This is a genomic window from Nonlabens spongiae (genome assembly GCF_002117125.1).
Classification (GTDB): domain Bacteria; phylum Bacteroidota; class Bacteroidia; order Flavobacteriales; family Flavobacteriaceae; genus Nonlabens; species Nonlabens spongiae.
On sequence record NZ_CP019344.1, the window covers coordinates 1083641 to 1105710 of the forward strand.

At 39.3% G+C, this 22070-nt stretch carries 21 protein-coding genes; 8 read left to right on the plus strand and 13 right to left on the minus strand.

The features are described from left to right. Window positions 1–41: 41 nt before the first annotated feature. The 8 genes from BST97_RS04960 to BST97_RS04995 all read right to left on the minus strand — a co-directional run bounded on the left by BST97_RS04960 (window position 42) and on the right by BST97_RS04995 (window position 5745). Window positions 42–1256 (minus strand): hypothetical protein, encoded by a 1215-nt coding sequence (locus BST97_RS04960; RefSeq protein ID WP_085766190.1) that lies wholly within the window; start codon window positions 1254–1256, stop codon window positions 42–44. Window positions 1257–1528: 272 nt separating this feature from the next. Next, complete coding sequence (locus BST97_RS16075) at window positions 1529–1735, minus strand: GDCCVxC domain-containing (seleno)protein (protein WP_085766191.1); 207 nt, start codon at window positions 1733–1735, stop codon at window positions 1529–1531. Further along, window positions 1735–2334, minus strand: a complete 600-nt coding sequence (gene merTP, locus BST97_RS04970; protein ID WP_085766192.1) for a mercuric transport protein MerTP — start codon at window positions 2332–2334, stop codon at window positions 1735–1737. Before merTP ends, BST97_RS16075 begins: the two co-directional genes overlap by 1 nt. After that, the gene (locus tag BST97_RS04975; protein WP_085766193.1) at window positions 2331–2705 is read right to left on the minus strand and encodes an ArsR/SmtB family transcription factor; all 375 of its coding nucleotides are present in this window, start codon (window positions 2703–2705) and stop codon (window positions 2331–2333) included. Before BST97_RS04975 ends, merTP begins: the two co-directional genes overlap by 4 nt. Window positions 2706–3039: 334 nt before the next feature. Beyond that, window positions 3040–3489, minus strand: a complete 450-nt coding sequence (locus BST97_RS04980; RefSeq protein ID WP_085766194.1) for a UPF0158 family protein — start codon at window positions 3487–3489, stop codon at window positions 3040–3042. Beyond that, the gene (locus BST97_RS04985; RefSeq protein WP_085766195.1) at window positions 3482–3826 is read right to left on the minus strand and encodes a DUF3024 domain-containing protein; all 345 of its coding nucleotides are present in this window, start codon (window positions 3824–3826) and stop codon (window positions 3482–3484) included. The genes BST97_RS04980 and BST97_RS04985 overlap by 8 nt, the downstream gene beginning before the upstream one ends. A 179-nt stretch (window positions 3827–4005) precedes the next feature. Beyond that, a complete protein-coding gene (locus tag BST97_RS04990) occupies window positions 4006–4980 on the minus strand; it encodes a phospholipase D-like domain-containing protein (RefSeq protein ID WP_169711529.1) in 975 nt (324 codons plus the stop codon). A gap of 216 nt (window positions 4981–5196) precedes the next feature. Further along, window positions 5197–5745 (minus strand): hypothetical protein, encoded by a 549-nt coding sequence (locus tag BST97_RS04995; protein WP_085766197.1) that lies wholly within the window; start codon window positions 5743–5745, stop codon window positions 5197–5199. Window positions 5746–6072: 327 nt separating this feature from the next. Here BST97_RS04995 and purL point away from each other — a divergent pair, with 327 nt between their 5' ends. From purL to BST97_RS05010, 3 genes are read left to right on the plus strand one after another with little or no spacing between them, the layout of a single operon-like run. Next, complete coding sequence (gene purL / locus BST97_RS05000; RefSeq protein ID WP_085766198.1) at window positions 6073–9786, plus strand: phosphoribosylformylglycinamidine synthase; 3714 nt, start codon at window positions 6073–6075, stop codon at window positions 9784–9786. A gap of 17 nt (window positions 9787–9803) precedes the next feature. Then, window positions 9804–11219, plus strand: coding sequence for a tetratricopeptide repeat protein (locus tag BST97_RS05005; RefSeq protein WP_157111463.1), 1416 nt, complete (start codon window positions 9804–9806; stop codon window positions 11217–11219). 59 nt (window positions 11220–11278) lie between these two features. Continuing rightward, window positions 11279–11713 (plus strand): ABA4-like family protein, encoded by a 435-nt coding sequence (locus BST97_RS05010; RefSeq protein ID WP_085766200.1) that lies wholly within the window; start codon window positions 11279–11281, stop codon window positions 11711–11713. 423 nt (window positions 11714–12136) lie between these two features. Here BST97_RS05010 and BST97_RS05015 read toward each other — a convergent pair whose 3' ends face one another. Then, window positions 12137–12535, minus strand: a complete 399-nt coding sequence (locus BST97_RS05015; protein WP_085766201.1) for a DUF983 domain-containing protein — start codon at window positions 12533–12535, stop codon at window positions 12137–12139. A gap of 121 nt (window positions 12536–12656) precedes the next feature. On the opposite strand from BST97_RS05015, the gene BST97_RS05020 reads away from it, so the two are divergent. From BST97_RS05020 to BST97_RS05035, 4 genes are all read left to right on the plus strand, one after another. Continuing rightward, entirely contained in the window at window positions 12657–12881 is a 225-nt protein-coding gene (locus tag BST97_RS05020; RefSeq protein ID WP_085766202.1) for a hypothetical protein, read from the plus strand. Window positions 12882–13047: 166 nt separating this feature from the next. After that, on the plus strand, window positions 13048–13278 hold the full coding sequence (locus tag BST97_RS05025) for a hypothetical protein (RefSeq protein WP_157111465.1): 231 nt from the start codon (window positions 13048–13050) through the stop codon (window positions 13276–13278). A 136-nt stretch (window positions 13279–13414) separates the two neighbouring features. After that, the gene (locus tag BST97_RS05030) at window positions 13415–14365 is read left to right on the plus strand and encodes an isopenicillin N synthase family dioxygenase (protein WP_085766204.1); all 951 of its coding nucleotides are present in this window, start codon (window positions 13415–13417) and stop codon (window positions 14363–14365) included. 388 nt (window positions 14366–14753) lie between these two features. Continuing rightward, window positions 14754–15812 (plus strand): 3-oxoacyl-ACP synthase III family protein, encoded by a 1059-nt coding sequence (locus BST97_RS05035; RefSeq protein WP_085766205.1) that lies wholly within the window; start codon window positions 14754–14756, stop codon window positions 15810–15812. 90 nt (window positions 15813–15902) lie between these two features. Here BST97_RS05035 and BST97_RS05040 read toward each other — a convergent pair whose 3' ends face one another. The 4 genes from BST97_RS05040 to BST97_RS05055 all read right to left on the minus strand — a co-directional run bounded on the left by BST97_RS05040 (window position 15903) and on the right by BST97_RS05055 (window position 21113). Beyond that, the gene (locus tag BST97_RS05040; protein ID WP_085766206.1) at window positions 15903–17336 is read right to left on the minus strand and encodes a S41 family peptidase; all 1434 of its coding nucleotides are present in this window, start codon (window positions 17334–17336) and stop codon (window positions 15903–15905) included. 139 nt (window positions 17337–17475) lie between these two features. Next, a complete protein-coding gene (locus BST97_RS05045; protein ID WP_085766207.1) occupies window positions 17476–19341 on the minus strand; it encodes a DEAD/DEAH box helicase in 1866 nt (621 codons plus the stop codon). A gap of 78 nt (window positions 19342–19419) precedes the next feature. Beyond that, complete coding sequence (locus BST97_RS05050; protein ID WP_085766208.1) at window positions 19420–19989, minus strand: nitroreductase family protein; 570 nt, start codon at window positions 19987–19989, stop codon at window positions 19420–19422. 47 nt (window positions 19990–20036) lie between these two features. Further along, window positions 20037–21113 (minus strand): hypothetical protein, encoded by a 1077-nt coding sequence (locus BST97_RS05055; protein ID WP_245833663.1) that lies wholly within the window; start codon window positions 21111–21113, stop codon window positions 20037–20039. Between the two features lie 57 nt (window positions 21114–21170). Here BST97_RS05055 and BST97_RS05060 point away from each other — a divergent pair, with 57 nt between their 5' ends. After that, on the plus strand, window positions 21171–22070 hold the full coding sequence (locus BST97_RS05060) for an ABC transporter ATP-binding protein (protein WP_085766209.1): 900 nt from the start codon (window positions 21171–21173) through the stop codon (window positions 22068–22070).

Here is a 22070-nt window from a genome sequence, read left to right on the forward strand (position 1 = left end):
AGAACAAGCAATTACTTATAGCCATTGTTGTGCATAGTGCTTTATTTTCCCATTTTAGAGATTGCATTAATAATTTTTTCAAATCCGCTTACTGAAAGTTCTTCAGTCTCTTTGTCATTGCCTAATACGTTTGATTTGTCATTGCCAAAGTATTTTTCTACGAGTTTGGATTTTATTTCCTGTTTTTTTGTTTCGTCCAACATCTCGATGAAAGTATCGACCGATGCTAATTCCAATTCAGCTGTTCGATTTAAGGTTTCAAGTTTTCTGTGTTTACTTGATTCTTTAGCTGCATATGTCGCTGGATAAGACAAAGCTGCTGCTGCAACTAAACGAATAATTGATTTAGTCCAATTAAAACCGTCTGAACTTAAATCAATTATTGTCCAAACAAGAAGTCCTGAAAAAACAGCCATAAATCCAACAGCAATCCACCTCCATAAATTAGCTGTGCTTTTGTGTTCGTTTGCGATTATTTGATAGTTACCTGTTACACCTACGTTACCAATCACATTGACGATTTTCTTCGCATCTTCAAGTTTCTGTTCTAAACTTTCAACAAGTGAAGATGTGTCCGTGTCAATCGTGCTTTTTAATTCATCAATTTCTTCTCTAAACTCTTCTTTAGCATCGTCAATTTCTGACCTATATGTTTTTTTGTCATTTTGAAATTCTTGATTGTGTTGAGACTTCAAATTGTCAAAATTCGTTTGAAATGTTGAAGTTAAATTTTGAATTTCGTTTTCCTTTGTTTCGAGAAGTTCAAGTATTCGTTGTAGTTCAGTTTCTTTATTATCAAGGTCAGTTTTGAAATCTTCTAATTCAGATTTTAGTTCAGAGTTCTCTTTTTCTAAATTTTTATACTTGCCTTTTGCTGTTTTTTCAAAATTTGCAACTTTTCTCGAAAAATTGAAGTCAGTTTTGGAATATGGAATTGGAAAATTCTTTACTCTATTGATTGCTGTATTAAAACTATTAATAGCATTTGTAATGTGTCCAATGTTATTGTTTCCTAAATAAGAATTTATATTACTGACTCCTGTTTGCAATTCGTTGGATGCAGCATCTATGTCTTTTTTCTGAACTAATTCTGGTAAGATTAGTTTTACTCTTTGGTTTATAAAATCGAAAACAGTTTGAAAGAAAGATAAGTTCTCTAAATCAATTTTTTCTTTAGCCTCGTCATTTGACAATATTTCTTCAAGTGAATTTAATCTGTCAAAAATTGGATGTTCTTCAAATTCTTCTGCTTTCATTTTTTTGTTTTCGCATTATGCACAACGGTCTTGTATATGAAAAGTAGCAGATTTTACACACTAACTTTTCGGTTTGGTACTGACGTTAAATTTATAAAAATCACTTTAGATTAAGCACTTAAACCGCTATTTTTTATATACGTTGTTACCCACTGGCTTTATTCCGTTCAGCTTGGTTTTCAGCGTTGGCAAAGACATACTCTTTTGCAATTTTGGGCTTGAGTGTTGGTTGGTGCGAATTGCAAATGTGTATGGCTTTTAGCGTTGGCTTTTTAACAACAACTTTTATTTTCTTGAATTGGTGGACAAGCAACTGTTCCGTATGAGCAATAAACACAGCAATCTCCTTCTTTTGGTTTCAAAACCGTTTTACAGTTCTCGCATTCGTAGAAAAATTGACAAGCGTTTGTTGGCATATCTTCTACTTTTTTATGTCCGCAATTAGGACAAGTGATTTCTGATTTTAATTTGACTTCCATTAGTTTTCTTTTTTATCGGTTACTTTATAACCTGTTGAGTTTATTGCATTCTCGATTTCTGTTTCGTTGGTTTTGGTTTTGTCAAATTCAACGATTGCATTTCCATTTTCGTAAGACGCTTTTGAGTTCACAATTCCGTTGAGCTTATTTACTTCGTGATTTACGTGTTCTTCGCAACTCGCACAAGTCATTCCGCTTATTTTAAATTCAGTCGTTTTAATGTCCGATTTGTCAACTACGATTATTTGTTTGTCTGTATTTGGGTAAAATATTCCTGAATAGTATGGAAAAGCCAACATTACAATTGCAAATACAGTTACGATTCCTAAAAACTTTTTTGATTGAATAAATTTTGGTTTTTCGTCCGTCTCACATTCGCAGTCAATTTCTTTTTGAGGTTTTAGTTTTTGATACCAAGCAAAACCAAGAACTAAAATTGTCAGTCCGATTAAATAAGGTCTAAAAGGTTCAATCCAAGAAAATGCAGAAGCAATTCCGCTTGTTCCTGCGATTAGAGCCAAAACTGGTGTAATACAACACAAGGAAGCTGTAATTGCAGTTAACAAACCTGCACCAATTAATTTGTTTTCACTTTTCATATCGTTTCTAAAATTTTGTTTTTATCAAGTATCTCAAAAAACGGATTTAGTAATTTTTCATATTCAGTCGTAAGTGAGTAAAAAATCGTTTGAGCATCTCTTTCTGTTTCTAATAGATTTCGGTCTTTCATTTTCCTTAAATGTTGAGAAATAGCTGAAATGTTCATTCCGAGAATGTCGCTCAAATCACAAACACAAAGTCTTTTTTCCTCAAAGAGTAGGTAGAGTATTTTCAGTCGAACGCTATTTCCGACCAATGAAAGTCCGTTTGCCAAATAGTCGAACGATTCGTTTAATTCCGAAACTGTGTCTTTGCAACGGTTTATTTGTTCAATATCGGCTTGTTGTCTTATGCAAGAATTATTTTCCATATAACAAAGTTACGTATATTTCTTATTTAAGCAAATACTTAAATACATAAATTTCAAGCATTGGGAAAATTTTAGCTCTTTTGGTTATTATAGCGTTGGATTTGTGTGTCGGAAAAAAACGAAAGTGCTAAAATGTGCGGTTGGTTTTCAGCTTGTGGGTAACGGTCGTGGCTATGAGTAGTGCGGGTGCAAAAACGCACTTTCCTTTCGGTTGGGTACAGAGCCAAAACCTTGTTTTCTGGTTTTTTATCTTATTATTTCAAAAAGCCAAAACAAGGTTTTGGCGGTCATTGCAAATTAGCAATTTCTTATGGGTTAAGCACCTAATCCCGTATTACTTATAGCCGTTGTTGTGCGCTGGCTTTCCGCGCTCTAATTCATTTCTCACTCTTTTTTCGAGTTCATTTTGTTTAAATTCAAACCATTTTTGTCTAAAATCAGAATGGTCAATTTTACGCTTAAAATTCTGAAATGGCTTTTTGTTCGCTAAGAGGTTTTCCAATTCTGACCTTAGATTTTGGTCAGATATCTGCTTCACAAAAAGTTCCATTATTTTGAACGACTCAAAACTTTCTAATGTCTCAATTTTTATAAAATCAGCTTTATGATTTTCCACTTTTTCTAAACTGTCACTAAAAGCTTCTTTAAAATCTTCCTCGTCCGCAAATTGTGAAAAACTCGGAATTGCAATTATTTCATCAGTTTTGAAATTGTAATAACAATCAAATCCGCAATCTAATTCTTGCGCTATTTCTTTAATGATATTTTGTTTAAAATTATCCAAAAAAACAAGCGTGTTTATCTTCTTTTATAATTTCTATGATTTTATCTAAATAAGTAGAATTTGGAAACGGTTCGTAAATCTCCCAATTTCCACTTGCTCTCATCCAATATAAATTCCATTCCTTTCTTGATTTGTAGTATCGGATTTTGGCAAAGTCAAATTGTTGTTTCTTTTTTGCGTCTTGCCAATCTGGTCGAATTTCAAACAGGATTACAACTTTTCCGTCATACGAATATCCAATATCAACTTGTTCTCTAATTTCAGGATTTTCGGGACGTAATGATTCCACGTATTCCTTAATTGTAGATTCATTTATGTCAATAGTTGTGTTTTTCATTTAGTTACGAATTTTTTCAGCTTGCGCACAACGGTCTTGTATAACAATCAGTTGCGGATTGATTAAAAACTAAGATAGCTAAAATTACCGACTTTTATGCTTGCGCGGTTGTGTCCGCAGGACACAAAGCCGCAATTGTTGTTATACGGTGTTGGTAGCAGTTGTTGTTCTTTATTGGTTTATTCGTTTTCTAATTCCGAAACTAAATTCTTTATGTCAACACGATAAAAGTCTTCTCGTCCATTGTCTAATGAATAAAATTTAACTACAAGTTTTGCATACAAATCAATTGTAAAAATCAATTTCATTCGTGCTTTTCTAGCAGGTAATTTTGGTAAACCTCTAATAATAACTCCTCCAATTTGTCCATTCGCTCCTTTATTTGGCATTCTTTTGTTTTCGTTCGCTAACTCTTTGTCTCCGTAATAAATTATACTTTTGCAAGAAACTTGATTATCAGCACTAGTAAAAACTTCTCGTGTTATTTTAACAGGCAATAAAGTGCCTTTTTCTACTCCAACCAAATATTGATTATCTTTCAGTCCAGCTCCAATTGAACATTTCAATTTTCGTTTAGCGTATAGTTCAAGTTTTATAGCTTCTTTTTGAACTTTTATATTTTCAGGTGATATTTTAAATGCTTCTTGGACGATTTCAGGTCTGTTTGTAGCTTTTGCTTCATAAATAATATCATTTGCAAGATATTCTCTAGAATTTAACCCGTTAAACTCGTCAATCTCGAATTTGGTCAATTTCTTTACTTCATTAACTAATTCAAGTCCACTTTTTAAAGAATCAAATTCTTTTCTAAATGCACTAATTGTCTCGTTTTCTTGTTTTATTAAAAGAATATTTTCGTTGTTTTTGCTTTCAGCAAAATATGTCCAATTATAAGAACCATTAATTAAAACTGTATTGTCAATCACACAGAACTTGTTATGCATTGGATTGTCAGAGTCGGAAAAATAAAGTTCTCCACCTAAATCAATAAATTTTTGAAAATTTAAACCATTTTCTCTATTATTTATAAAGTCATTATGTACAATTAATGAAACCTTTATTCCATTTTCTTTTTTTTCACAGAGCTTGTCAAAAAGTTCGTGATTTGTAAACCAATAAATAGCAACTACAATTTCTTTTTCCGCTTGATTCAATTCGGATAAGATTTGTGCTCTAATGTTATGAAAAAACGGATTTATCAAATTTTATGGATTTTTGTTTCAATTGCTACCAACGGTCTCGTATAACCGTCAGTTACGGATTTAAAGTTAATAATTTTCGGTTAAGCACTGACGTTAGAAATTCCGAGTGGATTCGGACGTAGTCGAATCCGCCGTAATTGCGGTTATACATTGTTGTAACACGTTTTTTTAGTATAATTTTTCACTTATTTTCATTACTTGTAAACTGTCATTTTGTTTATCCATAAAAAAAGCGGAAGGTCCGAGTGGATTCGCAATAGCTAAAATTCCATAATCTTTATTAAACATTACTGGACTCATTCCGTCAATAATCGGCTCTTTCATTTCGTACATATCAAACCAAATTTCAGAGTTCGAATTACTCCGAATAGTTTTGCTTTCATACTTTACGTAATCAGTTAAGTTAAATTGAATTTCTTGATTTTTGGTCAAGTAACTTACTCTTAAATTCCGAGTCGAATCTGTCGTACTTTTATATTCATATTTGATTATCGAATCACGAACGGTTTTTATGAGTAAATATTCCGTTCGAAGTTTCAGATTGTCATTAGATGTTATTCCGTATAAATATCTCGATTCCGTAAAAATTGATTTTGTGTCGGTAGGTATTTCAGCGTATCTTTTTTGAACATAAAAGAATAAATAAATCGCATAAGCTAAAGCCGAAACTATAACTATAGCAAATACGAAAATTAATATGTCTTTAGTTTTTCTCAAATGTGTTACAACTAGTGTATATCCGCAATATACCTTTTTTACCCATAAACACCCCCACAATTACACTAATTCATTCATAATCAGCAATATATTCGGTTTCAAATATTTATAAACGATCATCAAATGCTTAACAAGCATTTGTCCTTAAATAATAAATTACTGATTACTAAATATTTACAATTGATGACGTACTAGTAAAAATAGCATTTATACCATCTAAAAATGAGCTTGTCACCACGATCTCCCATCAAGAACATCACCCCTTACCCACTCCATTTTAACACTTAAAAAAGTATCTTTGCGAGCATCAACAAAAAAGCCTACTTGATGATCACTTTCTACGGAATTCCCAGCCAAAAAGTCTACGCTGTTCAGACCTCAAAACAACTATCTGAGGAGGACAACAAAAAACTGGAATGGCTCTTCGGTGGGAGCTCAAGACTGGATCAGGATAACATTTCAGGCTTTTTTACCGGCCCTCGAGCGACGACCATTACACCGTGGTCCACAAATGCCGTAGAGATCACTCAAAACATGCAAATCGCAGGCATTTCCCGCATCGAGGAATTTCACGCCTGTGAAGAAAATACGGACTTTGATAAGATGTTGCTGCAAAAGTTCGATGGAATTGATCAGCAACAATTTGACATCAATGTGGAGGCAGAAGGTGTCCTTGAGATCGACGACATTGCGGCTTACAACATGCAAGAAGGCCTCGCATTAATCGATGATGAAATCGATTACCTCATCGCTCTTTCTGAAAAGTTGGGCAGAAAACTCACCGACTCAGAAGTATTCGGGTTTTCTCAAGTCAATTCAGAGCATTGCCGTCACAAAATCTTCAACGGAACTTTTGTAATCGATGGCGAGGAAAAACCTACTTCCCTTTTCAAGTTGATCAAGGAGACCAGCAAGCAGAATCCTAACGAGATCGTCAGTGCTTATTCTGATAACGTAGCGTTTATCAACGGTCCAGAATCAGAACAATTTGCTCCAGCCACACCAGAAAAACCAGATTATTACCAGACGAGTCTGTTTGATTCTGTCATCTCGCTAAAAGCAGAAACCCACAATTTTCCCACGACCGTGGAGCCTTTTAACGGCGCTGCAACGGGATCAGGTGGTGAGATCAGGGACCGCCTCGCCGGTGGTCAGGGTTCGCTCCCACTCGCTGGAACAGCGGTTTACATGACCAGCTACTCGCGACTTGCTGAAAATCGCCCATGGGAAAACGGTTTCAAAGAGCGCGACTGGTTGTACCAGACGCCCATGGACATCTTGATCAAAGCTTCAAACGGCGCCAGCGACTTCGGGAATAAATTCGGCCAGCCTTTGATTACAGGTTCTGTACTCACATTTGAACATGATGAGGAAATAGAAAGGTCCCTGAGCGGAGCCGAAGGGCCGCTCAATGACCACGGAGCCGAAGGGCCGACAAATCCGGCACCTCGCAAACTAGGCTACGACAAAGTCATCATGCAAGCCGGCGGTGTAGGCTACGGTAAAAAATCACAGGCGCTTAAGAAAACACCAGCGCCAGGAGATGACATCATCGTTATGGGTGGTGACAACTACCGCATAGGAATGGGCGGCGCTGCCGTAAGTAGCGCAGATACAGGTTCAATGGACAGCGGTATCGAGCTGAACGCGGTACAACGCTCTAACCCAGAGATGCAAAAACGTGCCTCAAACGCCATACGCGGTCTTGTGGAAAGCGATGAAAACCCCATCAAATCCATTCACGACCACGGCGCTGGTGGCCACCTCAACTGCCTGTCAGAATTGGTTGAAGAAACGGGTGGTGTCATCGATGTAGAAAAATTACCGGTGGGCGACCCTACGCTTTCGCGAAAGGAGCTCATCGGAAACGAGTCCCAAGAACGCATGGGGCTGGTGATGGAAGAAAAAGATACTCCCATTTTGGAGCAAATCGCTGCTCGTGAGCGCGCGCCTTTGTATAAAGTGGGTAAAGTGACTGGAGACAACAAATTTGTCTTTAGCGAAAAAGACGGTCGCAGCCCCATGGATCTGGCGCTGGAATATATGTTCGGTTCTAGTCCTAAAACGGTGATGAACGATGCGAGTATCGATCGCAAATACAAAGACGTCAGCTATGAGAACGATAAACTGGATGAATATCTAGAGAACGTTTTAAAACTGGAAGCGGTGGCTTGCAAGGACTGGTTGACTAACAAAGTAGACCGTTGTGTTACCGGTCGGGTGGCTAAACAACAAACTTGTGGCGAGTTGCAGTTACCGCTTAACAACGTGGCGGTCATGGCGATGGATTACAAGGGAAAGAACGGCGTAGCGACTACCTTGGGACACGCACCGGTGGCTGCCTTGATCGACCCGGCGGCCGGATCCCGCAATGCGATTGCAGAGGCCTTGACCAACTTGATTTTTGCGCCGCTGGAAAAAGGATTGAAGGGTGTGAGTTTGAGTGCCAACTGGATGTGGCCCTGCAACAATCCTGGTGAGGATGCCCGTCTCTACACGGCCGTTGAAGCGGTGAGCAAATTTGCTATCGACCTCGGCATCAATATTCCTACCGGTAAGGACAGCCTGAGCATGAAGCAAAAATATCCAGACATGGACGTGCTTGCTCCGGGAACGGTGATCATCAGTACCGTGGGTTCTTGCGACGACATCACAAAGGTGGTCGAGCCTGTCCTGCAGCCTAACACAAACGCTCCCATCTATTACATCAATCTCAGTGGTTCCGCCCCTGAATTGGGTGGTTCCAGTTTAGCCCAAACTATGAACGCTGTGGGTGCAACATGTCCAGATGTTGTTGATGTTTCCGCTTTCGCGAAAGCGTACCAAATCATACAGAGTCTCGTAAAAGAAGAAAAAATACTCGCAGGTCACGACATCTCGAGCGGTGGCTTGATTACAACCCTTCTCGAAATGTGCTTCCCGAGTCAAAACGTCGGGATGAAAATCTCGATTCAGGAATGTGGAGAAGATCGTATCAAAACCCTTTTTGCCGAAAACGCGGGTCTCGTCCTCCAACTTACTGATGATGAAGCGGCAGAAGCTCTAGAGGGAATCGGTTTACCAGTTTACAAATTGGGATACGCAACTACAGGTTCAGAACTTGATGTCGATGGGCACAAAATAGATATTGCCCAAGCCAGAGACACCTGGTATGAGACCTCGCACCTACTCGATCGCCAGCAGTCCAAAAAAGGCATGGCCGACGAGCGCGCTAAAAATTACAAGCAACAGCCGCTGCGTTTTGAATTTCCACAGCATTTTGATGGAAAATTACCAGAAAACCCAGCAAAAAAACCGATTGCCGCGGTAATACGTGAAAAAGGAAGCAACAGCGAGCGCGAGATGGCACGAGCCATGCATCTTGCTGGTTTCCAAGTTCGTGACGTGCACATGACCGATCTGATCTCAGGTCGTGAAACCTTGGAAGATGTGCAGTTCATCGCAGCCGTAGGTGGTTTCTCAAACAGCGATGTTTTGGGAAGTGCCAAAGGCTGGGCAGGAGCGTTTCTGTACAATGATAAAGCTAATATAGCGCTGAAGAATTTCTTTGATCGAGAAGACACTTTGAGTCTTGGAGTCTGTAACGGTTGCCAACTTTTCGTCGAATTGGGATTGATCAATCCAGATCACGATCAAAAGCCAAAAATGCTTCATAACGAATCGGGTAAATTTGAGTGCCAGTTTACCAGCGTAAGCATAGAAGAAAACAATAGCGTGATGTTGAAGTCGCTCGCTGGATCGACTTTGGGAATATGGGCGGCTCATGGCGAAGGTAAATTTGAGCTACCGTTAGAGCGATCTCAATATAAAATTCCTGCAACATACGCTTACGATGGCTATCCCGCAAACCCAAATAGATCTGATTATAATGCTGCCATGCTTTGCAGTGATGATGGCCGCCACTTGGTCATGATGCCGCATCTCGAGCGCAGCACTTTCCCATGGAATTGGGCGCATTATCCTAAAGATAGAAAGGGAGATAAAGTCACTCCTTGGTTGGAAGCTTTTGTGAATGCGAGGAAGTGGGTAGAAGAGCAGTAATCAAAATCAGAGGATCCATGATTGAACTCAAAAAATTAAATATTACGAACGACCCTTCTTTTTTAAGTGACAAATCTGGTCTGGATCGTTTTGGTGAGGCTTTATTGAGTGATATTCAATACGATGTTTCAAAGAATAAAAGAAACGTTTTTAAACGTATCGATAGGGCAATTAAGAAATATCCCAACGTTCCCCAGTTCAAAAATGCCCTGATGTCCTATTACATGATCAACGACGATCATGAAAAAGGGTATAAATACAACAGATACATCTTAAAAAAGCACCCAGACTATCCTTACGCAACCATTAATCTTGCGGCGGAGTATGTTCAAACTGGTGATCTGGATGAAGCTTTGGACGTTTTGGGATCTGATTTCTCAATCGCAAAGATATTTCCAGAAAGAACTGTTTTTCATGAAGATGAGGTTTTTGCCTTTTATCACGTGGTCGCTTGCTATTTTTTAGCACAAAATGATCCGGGTAAGGCAGAGGATATTTTGGATAACCTGAAAGAAATCAATGGTCAGCATTTTAAATTGGAAATTCTAGAAGAACAAATTTTCAGGACTACGATGATGATGGCGGTAGATAGAAATATTTTAGATTCTGATTTATCTGATGATTTTGAAGGAAACTATACCGGTGAGGATCCTGATTATATTCCCGTATATCACAATAAAGAGTTTGAGGAACATATTTATCAAAACGATATCGATGCGTATTTGCCTGTCGTGAATATGATCAATGACAATGATTTTGAATCTAGCGACCTTATTCTCCCGCTTCAACATGCTGTTAAAAAATACCCGCAATTTTCAGAAGCCTTTTCATCTGACAGATTGGGTCAAGAACACATCAATTTTCATATTCACGCCATAATTTGTCTTTGTTACTATAAAGTACCTCTTGCTTTAAAGCACCTATTAGAATTTATTGATCAAGATTCTGGTTTCTATGAATTTTACATAGGAGATCTAGGAGAAGATATTATCGTACCCGCAATCGTTAAACAAACTCAAGAGTTGGATGAGCTAGCGGAATTTACTTGTAATGAAGGTGTCTATACCTACAGCAGAGCTCTAGCGGGTTCTGCACTTGTAAATGCCCCTATTTACGGAGATTTTTCAATGAAAACCGTGGAATCCTCCGTCGCAAAGGTGCTGGATTTTTATATTTCAATTGAGGAGGCTGAAATTGTAGATAGGGACTTTTTGGGGCTTTTTGTGTCTAATCTAGTGGATGTTAATTTAAAATCTAGGCTTGATAAGATTAAGAAATTATACGATCAAGGAAAAGTAAGTAAAGGGATCGCGGGAACCTATCAAGAAGTCGAGGAGGATACGAATTATGGAACGAGCCAGAACTATCATAAACCTCTGCCTAATAGTCTAGAGGAATTCTATAAATCCATTAACAAGAAATGGAATTGGTAAAAAAGTTTGCTTGAGATAATGTTTGTAAATTAACAAAGATTCAGAAAAGTATAAGTTAAATGGACAATGAGCTCATTTTTCAGATCGTCAATACCGCCGTGCTACCCATGTGGCTCATGCTTTTGCTAGCACCCAATAACAAAGTCACAAAATGGCTGATCAAAATGCCATTGGTGCCTGTAAGTCTTGCGGTTTGTTACGTGATTTTAGTCATTCCGGGACTCTCTCAAGCAAATCCAGAAGATTTCCAAACGCTAAAAGGCTTAACGAAACTATTTGCTACAGAAGATGCGGTATTGGCCGGCTGGATTCATTACTTGGTTTTTGATCTTGCCGTAGGCATGTGGCTTGTCGTTCAAAACAGAACGGTAAAACTTCATAAATGGCTGATGTTTCCCATTCTCTTATTGACCTTCATGATGGGCCCTGCGGGATTTTTACTGTTTCATATAATCAAATGGATTCGTTATCAGGTTAATAAAAGCAGAAATTGAGGGTAAAGATTCAAGAGATAAGAATCAAGAGACAAGAGGAAAAAAGCTCCAAATGAAATTCCAAACTCCAAATTCCAAGTTCCAAACTTCAAATTGCAATCGGATTGACTTGATTTGCGATATTCTGAGTACTCTTTCCCGCGGTCGCTGAGAGGTGGTCACTGAGCGGAGTCGAAGCAAGTCAAAGCGAAAGCAGAAATAATTAGATAAGCCAAACCGCATCTCGCATCACCTCATCCCTAATGCCAAATGCCAAAATCTTACAAACGGATGCTATCCGCCGCTCACAAACTCTAAACTCCTATTTAAATTCTGAACTCTGAATTCATAACTCTAAATTTCCACAAACGAACTTCAAGTACTGCGCCCTTAGTCCTCGCATTTGCTCATTCAAAAGATAATTCTGAATTCTGAACTCTTAACTCATAAGTCTCCATTCTTCACCTTCTCTGCAATATCCTTATCAAACTTGATAAACATGTGTGCCCAGATGGATTTAGATACTGCACCTATATAGGGGAAAGTCAAAATTAAAGTACCCAAAATGGCTAGAAAGATGATTAGAGGATCATCGATAAGGTCAAAGATGGCTAAGATTACAAAAACCGCAACAGCGACCGCAACTCCCACTCCATAAGAAACATACATTGAACCTGTGTAGAAACTAGGCTCTATATGATATTTCAGCCCACATTTTGGACAATGCTCGCGCACCTTATTCATTTTTGACAACTTATAAGGATTAGCTTCCAGAAAAGCTCCTTGCCTACAACGAGGACATTTTAAAGTGAGAATACTTACCAGCATAGACTTGTGCTTCATCTCTTAATCTTTGTAACAAAATTAAGGATTGGCCAATTGCCAAAAGGTAACAAAAATCACAATTATTGACTTATTACATAAAAATGTGTAACTCAAAAGCAATTCAGTTATTTTCAAAATCATGTATTATCTTAGAGCAGATATTTCTGCCATTAAATCAACCATGAATCGATATAAACCGACTTTTAGCATCCATGAGATAGGTAAAGTTAGGTTTTATGGAGGGGTTTTGTTTGGTTTTGTTTTGAGTTTAGTGCTTTTTTGTTCGTTTGTGATGTTATTTAAATGTCAATTCATTTATGCTGGAATAATTGACGGCGATTGGAATCGTTATCTCAAGTTTTGAACTTAATAATTATTCTCTATACTTTTTCTCACTAGCCTCATCTAGTCTTGGTTCTTGTATTACAACTCAATTTTGGTTGAATTCTAACCACAGGTATCTTCAAAGAAAAAGAGCAAAAAGTAGATCATCTAATACTCAAATCATACTGATCTATTTTATTTCACTGATGATGATTTTTAGGTATGTCTCAAGTTTGATCAGCTTTGATTTGTGGGAACATGAAAAATATCTATATGATGAATACACGCTCGTCGCTTACCTTCTACTCACATTCATATTTCTCTACAACTGGAATATGATCGCGACCATTTATCAATCTTTAAAAGCTCAACTTCTATCCATTCCTATCTGGTTAGTTGTTTCCTATCTCATTAGTCTTACCTATTATCTGATCTAGATCTATAAAACAGCCAGTGTAAATAACAATTATAGCTCGTTATAGCTTGCTATTGCTATAAATTGTATTTTTGTAGATATAGCGATGAAAGTTGCATGCCAGATGGATTGCCTTGCAACACCAATAATTTGAAATTATGACAAATATACCTAGCGTAGATCTCGCAGATTTTCTAAGCGATGATCCTAAAAGAAAACAGAAGTTCATCAATGAGATAGGTAAAGCCTATGAAGAAATAGGTTTCGTATCCTTGAAAAACCACTTTTTGGATGATGAACTCACTGAAAAGTTATACAGCCAGGTAGAACAATTCTTTAAACTTCCCGTAGACGTAAAACGCGGTTATGAGCGTGAAGAAATAGGTGGCCAGCGTGGTTATGTGTCTTTTGGTAAAGAACATGCCAAAGGAAAGAAAGAAGGTGATCTCAAAGAATTTTGGCATTTCGGTCAGGAGGTAGATCCAGAGGTAAAACTTGAGGAGGATTATCCAGATAATGTGATCGTAAACGAGCTCCCAGAATTCAACAAAGTAGGTATGGAAGCTTACCGCATGCTCGAGAAAACCGGTATCTATGTATTGCGTGCTCTTGCACTTTATATAGGTCTTGATGAAAAGTATTTTGATCCATGGGCCAGCAACGGTAACAGTATTTTGCGTCCCATCCATTACCCGCCTATCACAGAGGAGCCTGATAACGCCGTGCGTGCAGGAGCTCATGGTGACATCAACCTTATTACGCTTCTTATGGGAGCGAGCGCGCCAGGTTTACAAGTAAAAAACAGAGAAGGTGAATGGCTGGATGCCATCGCCGGTGAAGATGAACTCGTGATCAATGTAGGCGACATGCTGGAACGTCACACAAATAACAAATTGCGCTCTACGATCCACCGTGTGGTAAATCCGCCGAGAGAATTGTGGAATACCAGCCGCTACTCCATACCTTTTTTCATGCACCCGCGTAGCGACATGAGACTGGACTGCCTGGAGGAATGTATCACAGAGGAGAACCCTAAACAATATGAAGACATCAGCGCCGGTGAATTCTTGCACCAGCGTCTCGTTGAAATAGGACTGATCAAAAAATAATTTCAATCCCATAGTAAATAAGAACCGGCTTCGGCCGGTTTTTGTATTTAATTTACTTAAAATGAATAAAGGTCAAGCGACAACATTTCAAGATTACTAGTTTAATTATTCTGATTAGCGTGATAGGTATTTCCGCTTTCGCGAAAGCGTATATCAAGTTGAGTTCTGTTAATGAATTAGTCTTGTTCGGAGCATAACATTTTTTTCCATATCTAATACACTTGTTCACCAAGTTTATTATGCACTGAATTATATAATTTTCAATGAATTACGCGAATAATTGAACAATTTTAAAACTAAACTCATTTTAACAGATTTCGGCGGTTATTTATTAGGCTAGCATAGTAAAATGTATTTTTTTTACCAAGATTGAATTATTTTGAGGCAAATGAAGTCGAAGATTACTGGCGTAGGAAGCTATATACCCGATGTGGTTAGGAAAAATGAGGAATTTATGAATCATGAATTTCTCAACACGGATGGTTCATCTTTTGGGAGTGATAATGCTACAATAATTGAAAAATTTGTCGCGATCACTGGTATCGAAGAACGCAGATACATACAAGAGCACCAAAATACGAGTGATATCGCAAGCTTTGCGGGCGCCAAGGCTATAGAAGATGCTGGAATTGATAAAGAAGATCTGGACTTCATCATCGTAGCTCATAACTATGGAGACGTTAAGCCAGACGGTGGAACCAGCGACCTCGTTCCCAGCCTTGCCAGCAGAGTAAAGAATAAGCTGGAAATCAAAAATCCGGCTTGCGTTGCTTACGATGTTCTTTTTGGTTGTCCAGGATGGATTCTCGGAGTCACTCAAGCAGATAGTTTTATTAAAAGTGGTCTAGCAAAAAAAGTCCTAGTTATAGGTGCAGAGGCTTTATCACGAGTGGTAGATCCTCACGATCGCGATAGCATGATTTATAGTGATGGTGCCGGTGCAGCCTTGTTAGAACCCAGCAATTCAGGTCAAGGAATTTTGGGTCAAGCTACAGCAACCTACACCGAGGAGGAGACCTATTTCATTTTTAATGAAAAATCCTATAACCAGCAACTAGAAGACAAAACCCAATACATAAAAATGTATGGGCGTCGCATCTATAATTTTGCACTGTCTAAAGTTCCTGAGGGTATGAAAGCAGCGATGGAAAATGCGGGTGTAGACATTAAAGATCTTAAAAAGATATTCATCCATCAGGCTAATGAGAAAATGGATGAAGCCATCGTTCAGCGATTTTACGGTCTATATGATATGGAGGTCCCGACTGATGTGATGCCTATGATTATCCATAAACTAGGAAACAGCTCAGTGGCTACAGTACCTACGGTTATGGATCTAGTTGCCAAAGGAAAAATGCCTCAACACCAAATCAACGATGGCGATGTAGTCATGTTTGCCAGCGTGGGTGCCGGTATGAATATCAACGCTATCGTTTATCGTATTTGATGGGGTTAAAGGTGTTCTGCTTTCCCTCGGTCGCCAGAGGCTTGCCGACGGCGATGCGCGAAAGCGGAAACACAAAGTGCTACTGAAAATTTATTCAGGTAACTCCGTCCACATTTGATCACCGAGCAAAGTCATTTTCTCACTTCCAGACAATTCCTGAAGCTCGACACTAGATCTCGGGAATGAGGATGGGATCCTGCCATTTAAGGCGATATCATTTAAACAACGTGCCAGCAATGGCTCACTAGGATCACCCAACTCACCGAGGTTTTCAAAATCTTCTCGCTGCTCAATATCAGGAGCAAGTCCGTCAATATAATCAGTAAAGCCAACTGAATTGACAGATTTTAAAACCAGCGGCTGTAACGCATATCGATGTGAAGGATCAGCCTCTGCTCGTCTGAAGTTAGGGCTATCGTACAGCGTAATACTCGCTTGAAACTTACCGGCTGTATTATCGCCCACTTGTATCACATCAATGTACGGATTTAAGGCGTTTATCACCAGCTCGCTGGCACTAGCGCTACTTCCTGTAGTGATGATGTGCACCTTAGAAAGATTAAGTGCGGCAAATGAGCTACTTCCTTCAATGCTGTTCACAAAATAATTGATCAATTGTTCGGGATCAGCATCGCTCAAAGCCTGCTGCACGTCAGGATTCCACTGTTCAGTAGAAAATACATCTGTGGTAGGGTTTCCAGAAATGAGACTTCCTAATGCAATAGCGCTCGATACGGCTCCTCCCCCATTATACCGCAAGTCAAGCACTAAATGTGTAATTCCTTGAGCCTGAAAATCAGCAAAGGCATTATTCAGTTCATCATCGTAATCAGATAAGAAACTATTATACATCAAGTAACCTACTTTTTGTGATCCTTGATCAATTACACTAGTCACATGAATAGGATCTTCCTGCATTACCATTTTAGTCAAACTGATCTCCAGACCGGTAGAGGTAGTCACTCCCCCACTCAAAGTTGCTAACCCAATCGTATAAGAATCTGGTGCAAGAAGTTCATTAAAATTGGTACGTGACAATCTGGTCCCATCTATCGAGTTAAAAATCATTCCTCTTTGAACGCCTTGAGCATCAGCATCTGATCCATCGAGAACGTAACGTACATAACCAAAAACATCCGTAGAGCTTCCATTTTCAGCTACGAGACCGAATTTCATTCCATTAGTCTTAGTATTTCCAGAAAGAGCGTTTTCCAAAGCGACATAATCACTCACGATAATACTGAAGCGATCTGTACGTTCTGGATCAAAAAGTAAGGTTTGAAAAAACTCTTCAGGAGTGGCAAACTGATCGTGATAAGCTTCTAATTCTGCCGTATTTGCAAATCGATCATTAGCAAGTACATCGATTTGAGGCTTATACAGATAAAAGGCATTCATACCTCTCCACACGAAATTTTTGATCGATCCTCCAGCCGCTATATTATCGTCTAAATCATCAGAACAACTGATGAGAACAGTAAGAGAAATTATGCTAAGGAGAGCTATTTTGAACTTTTGAAACATGGATTTCTTATTTAGGCACAAGTTATGAAAAACATATAATCACATTATTAGGTTTAACGTGATTGTATGCTTACTATTTTAAAGTGCTCATTTAAATTGACACTTGCAAAACCTGCGCCTATATAAAATCTAAGGAAAATTAATCCCACTTAGTTCCAAAAAACTTAGAGCGGCCTTTACCTCCCTTTTTCTTGTTAGAATTGCTTTTTCCTTCTCTCTTTCCCGAAGAATCACCTTTGGGTTTAGTCTTACGATCCTTAAAGCGAGGTGGAGCGTCATCAGAGTTAGAGTCGGGTCGGGAAGGTCTTCCCTTGAAGCTTGTAGGTTTTCGATCGTCTCTTCTACCTCTACCTCTTCCGCTGCGTTCTCTTGAGCTGGTGACCTTACCTTTGTGCTCGTTAGCACGCAATTCACGGCCATCTCTTTCGGCGCCGTTGATTTTAGACATCTTGTTAGCCACCTCGTCCTTCACATCAATGAATGAATGAGCACCGTCTAAAACTATGCGACCTATATCATTTCCAGTAAGCCCGGTTACATCACAAACAAATCCTAGCAGGGCACCCTTGTTCATATTGTCTTTGCGGCCGAGATTGATAAAGAACGTCTTCATCCCTTCCTCTTTACCATGGCTACGTCTTCCTCCTCGATCTCTAGAATCACCTGAATCTTTATACTCACGCCTATCGTTGAGATCTGTTATGGAATTTCTTTTATAGATACTGTTATATTCTCTAGTCAGAAGTTTAGCAACAAGTTCCTCTTTAGAAATATCGTCAAAGTGATCAAGAACTTCCTTGAGCAAGTCACCTTCTACCTTGTCATTTACCTTTTGCTTGATCAGATTTTCAGACCATCTGTTAATACGCTTTGAAGTTATTGCGTCTAGTGCTGGAATTTCAGCTTTTTCAAAAGTAATTCCCAGTTTGCTTGCGATAAATTTGAGCTTACGGTTATCACCTTTGGTGATTAACGCGAGTGAAACACCTTTTTTACCTGCCCTCGCTGTTCTACCTGATCTGTGCGTATAAAACTCTGGATCGTCTGGTAAAGCAAAGTGAATTACGTGGGTGATGTCATCTACATCTATTCCTCTCGCAGCGACGTCTGTCGCAATCAACAACTTGAGGTTTTTGTCTCGGAAACGCTTCATCGCAGCATCACGCTGCGCTTGAGACATATCGCCGTGCAAAGCTTCAGTAGAATAGCCGTTGTTGTTTAACTCATCGGCAACTTTTTGGGTATCGCGTTTGGTACGGCAAAAAACCACTCCAAACATCTCTTCGTCATAATCAAGATACCTACGCAGAGCCTCAATCTTATCAGAAGCTTTAAGCTGAACTACCTTGTGTTCAATATTTGTATTTACAATATGCTCCCTATTGATCTTCACCTCTTCTGGCTGGACCATATAGGTATCTACAATCTTCTTGATGTCTCTCGCCATCGTGGCTGAGAACAACCAGATATTGCGGCCTACATCAGTTTTAGAAAGAATGTAATCGATATCTTCTCTAAATCCCATGTTAAGCATCTCATCTGCCTCATCAAGGATCAAGAATTTCAGAGCATTTAATGAAATCTCCTTACGTTTCATAAGATCCATAAGTCGACCAGGAGTCGCCACAACAACTTGTGCCCCCCTGCGCAAATCCTTGATTTGCCCCATAATGTTTGCTCCACCAAAAACGGGAACAACATTCAATTTTCCCATTTTTTTTGACATCAGCTCGAGCTGACCGCAAATTTGCTGGGCTAGTTCTCTAGTAGGTGCTAAGATCAACGCCTGAAGATCTTTAGACGAGGTATCCATAAGTTCCAGTAATGGGATACCAAATGCAGCAGTTTTACCTGTACCGGTCTGCGCCAGACCTATAAAATCACCATCATGCTGCATGAGGATGGGGATCGCTTGCTGTTGAATTTCAGTAGGATTTTCAAATCCCATTTCGGCAAGTCCTTTAAGTAAAGGTTGTGAGAGCCCTAAGGCTTCAAAATTTTTCAAATAGCTGTTTTTAAATATTTTGCAAAAGTACGATTTTAAAATGCTTCGATTAATCGCACGATGATTCCATAATTTTATTTAACTCAAAAAGTGAGCGATTTCATTAACGCTCAGTCGCTCTGGCATTTCTATCTCATTGTCATCTATAGTGCCCACAAAAAAGAATCCCAGAAACCGTTCACGATCCTGAACCTGGAGCTCATTTAGGTTGCTCATGTCAGCAAAAGATTTCGGTGAACTCCAGTAGGCACCATATCCCATGGCGCAGGTTGCGAGCCACATGTTTTGCACGCTCATGCTGGTTGCCGCGATCTCCTCCCATTCTGGAACGCTTTCTTTTTCATCGCGATTCATAAATATCAGAACAATAGCTGATGCTTGTTCCATCTTTTCGGCCAGTTTGCGGATCTTCAGGGTGGGCTTTTTTTTTTCAGAGCGTTCAAATTCTGACATTAAAAATGCGCCCAGCCGTTCCAGAGCCGCTCCTTGTAAAACACGGTATCGCCAGGGCTCGGTTTTCTTGTGATTGGGCGCCCAGCGTGCGGCGTCAAGAATTTCTTCAAGATCATCACGGTTGATTTCACCACCTGTGTAGGAGGCTGGAAATACGCTGCGTCTCGATTTTATTACTTCTAGAACATTTTTCATTGCTTTGTTATAGGGTTATTGATTTGTTACGCTTTCGCGAAAGCGTACTAAAAACGATTTTTTGTGCTGGTATCAGAATAATTGCGCCTTACAAACTCAAGAGCAGAACTTACCAATCCACCCATATTACGGCAGTTTCTAAATTTAATATCGCCGGTGAAGTCAAATAACTCCCTGCGCAGCTGTTTGAATTTAGCGGGAGAAGAAAGATAATCGGCTTTCATGCACTTCATAAGGTGGCGGTAGCGGGTCTGGGTGTTTATCAATCTTTTTGCGATGAGGGAGCGCTCCTCCTTTTTATATTGCTCGATACTCTCATTTTTGAGATGCTCTGCCACGTTCATCACCATGGGTAAGTTTTCCTTAAAAAATTGTGGACGATACACCTTGAGCCGACCTTCATAAGACTGCTGGTCAAAGTCGATCGCACGGATCGCGTAGCTCACCCGATCAAAGTCGTGTGTAGGAATCACCACATAATTATAGGCTCGCATATCTCCCAGTAAACGAATCAAACAACGCTCATTAAATTTCACAAATTCCTTTGCGATTTGTGTGAGTTCTTGATGATCACAACTTTCCATATAGTCCTCAATAAATTCATCACCAGGAATACCGGCGATGTGTTCCTCTATGAGAGTATCCTGATAAACTAGAAAATTGATCCTGTGAGGAGACAATAGGTGTTCCAGCTCTAAACCATATACACGAGAGGCGTCTGCGCGCTTTACATAGAAATAGGTAAACCCATCATTTAAAGTATTTCTAATCTTGATGCGGAAAGGTTTTGTGTTTCCAAATGTGCAATAATCTACAGCGTCAACACTCAAATAGTCTAGGGTCTCGTCCCTACCGTCTGAGTGGAGAATGTCATAGATTTTTTTAAGATTCTTATCAATGTGGATGCGTTCATGATCAGGATAATAACAGCGTACCCACAGGGTATCTTCATCGTTTTTATCATAGACGGTTATACTACCCGAGAAGCGTAGCAAATCTTCATAGGAAACTGGTATGGAGGTTCCCCTGCGGTATTTTTTGACATAGTCTGCCAGAGATTTTGCGATGGGGAAATTGGGTTTTTTATTAGACAATAATTTGTCTTCTATTACCTTTTGTGACATATTCGGTAACAAATTTACTTTTGACCAGTCGTATAATACAACAAATAACTGTGATTCATGGAATACATCCTTGAAATTGATCAACTTCATAAAAAATATGGGGGTCTCACGGCCGTAGACCATATTTCATTCAGAATTGAAAAAGGACATGTTTATGGGATTTTGGGCCCTAATGGTAGTGGAAAATCTACCACGCTAGGTTTGGTCCTGAACGTAGTGAATCCTACCAGCGGAACTTATAGATGGTTCGGCGGGACAGTTTCTACTCATGACGCCTTAAAACGAATAGGCGCGATTATCGAGCGACCCAACTTTTACCCGAGCATGAGTGCCGTGCAAAATTTGCAGTTGGTTTGTAAAATAAAAGGTGCCTCTCCATCGAGAATAGATGAGACACTTAGCTTGGTAGGGCTACTAGAGCGAAAGAATAGCCCTTTTAAGACTTATTCATTAGGTATGAAACAACGACTTGCCATTGCGAGTGCGCTGCTTAATGAACCAGAGATTTTAATTTTGGACGAGCCGACCAACGGGCTGGATCCTCAAGGGATAAGAGCCATACGCGACATTATCAAAAAAATAGCAGAGCAAGGAACTACTATTTTACTAGCATCCCACCTACTGGATGAAGTGGAAAAAGTTTGTACCCACGTGGTGGTATTGAGGCAGGGAAAAATGCTTTACACTGGACGCGTAGATGAGATGAATAAGAATTTTGGATCTGTAATCTTGGATGCTGAGGATCGTGATCGACTTATTTACTTTATCAATCAACAGAATGATCTGGGAAGTTATGAAGTAGGTATGGAGGGCATAGAAGTCACCTTAACCCGAGAGCCTGATCTAGCTTCAATCAATAAGAGCGCCTATGAGGCAGGAACGATACTTACTAAAATCGTTCATAAGAAGCAGAGTCTAGAAGATCAGTTTATAGAACTTACCAAACAAAACCAATAA

Bases quoted from the DNA above. Each gene is read 5' to 3' on its own strand.
- BST97_RS05055 (WP_245833663.1), bottom strand. From the start codon at position 21,113: ATGTCACAAAAGGTAATAGAAGACAAATTATTGTCTAATAAAAAACCC.
- BST97_RS05040 (WP_085766206.1), bottom strand. From the start codon at position 17,336: ATGTTTCAAAAGTTCAAAATAGCTCTCCTTAGCATAATTTCTCTTACT.
- BST97_RS04975 (WP_085766193.1), bottom strand. From the start codon at position 2,705: ATGGAAAATAATTCTTGCATAAGACAACAAGCCGATATTGAACAAATA.
- merTP (WP_085766192.1), bottom strand. From the start codon at position 2,334: ATGAAAAGTGAAAACAAATTAATTGGTGCAGGTTTGTTAACTGCAATT.
- BST97_RS05020 (WP_085766202.1), top strand. From the start codon at position 12,657: ATGTATTATCTTAGAGCAGATATTTCTGCCATTAAATCAACCATGAAT.
- BST97_RS05015 (WP_085766201.1), bottom strand. From the start codon at position 12,535: ATGAAGCACAAGTCTATGCTGGTAAGTATTCTCACTTTAAAATGTCCT.
- BST97_RS05005 (WP_157111463.1), top strand. From the start codon at position 9,804: ATGATTGAACTCAAAAAATTAAATATTACGAACGACCCTTCTTTTTTA.
- BST97_RS05010 (WP_085766200.1), top strand. From the start codon at position 11,279: ATGGACAATGAGCTCATTTTTCAGATCGTCAATACCGCCGTGCTACCC.
- purL (WP_085766198.1), top strand. From the start codon at position 6,073: ATGATCACTTTCTACGGAATTCCCAGCCAAAAAGTCTACGCTGTTCAG.
- BST97_RS05060 (WP_085766209.1), top strand. From the start codon at position 21,171: ATGGAATACATCCTTGAAATTGATCAACTTCATAAAAAATATGGGGGT.
- BST97_RS05025 (WP_157111465.1), top strand. From the start codon at position 13,048: ATGATGATTTTTAGGTATGTCTCAAGTTTGATCAGCTTTGATTTGTGG.
- BST97_RS05035 (WP_085766205.1), top strand. From the start codon at position 14,754: ATGAAGTCGAAGATTACTGGCGTAGGAAGCTATATACCCGATGTGGTT.
- BST97_RS04985 (WP_085766195.1), bottom strand. From the start codon at position 3,826: ATGAAAAACACAACTATTGACATAAATGAATCTACAATTAAGGAATAC.
- BST97_RS16075 (WP_085766191.1), bottom strand. From the start codon at position 1,735: ATGGAAGTCAAATTAAAATCAGAAATCACTTGTCCTAATTGCGGACAT.
- BST97_RS05050 (WP_085766208.1), bottom strand. From the start codon at position 19,989: ATGAAAAATGTTCTAGAAGTAATAAAATCGAGACGCAGCGTATTTCCA.
- BST97_RS05030 (WP_085766204.1), top strand. From the start codon at position 13,415: ATGACAAATATACCTAGCGTAGATCTCGCAGATTTTCTAAGCGATGAT.
- BST97_RS04960 (WP_085766190.1), bottom strand. From the start codon at position 1,256: ATGAAAGCAGAAGAATTTGAAGAACATCCAATTTTTGACAGATTAAAT.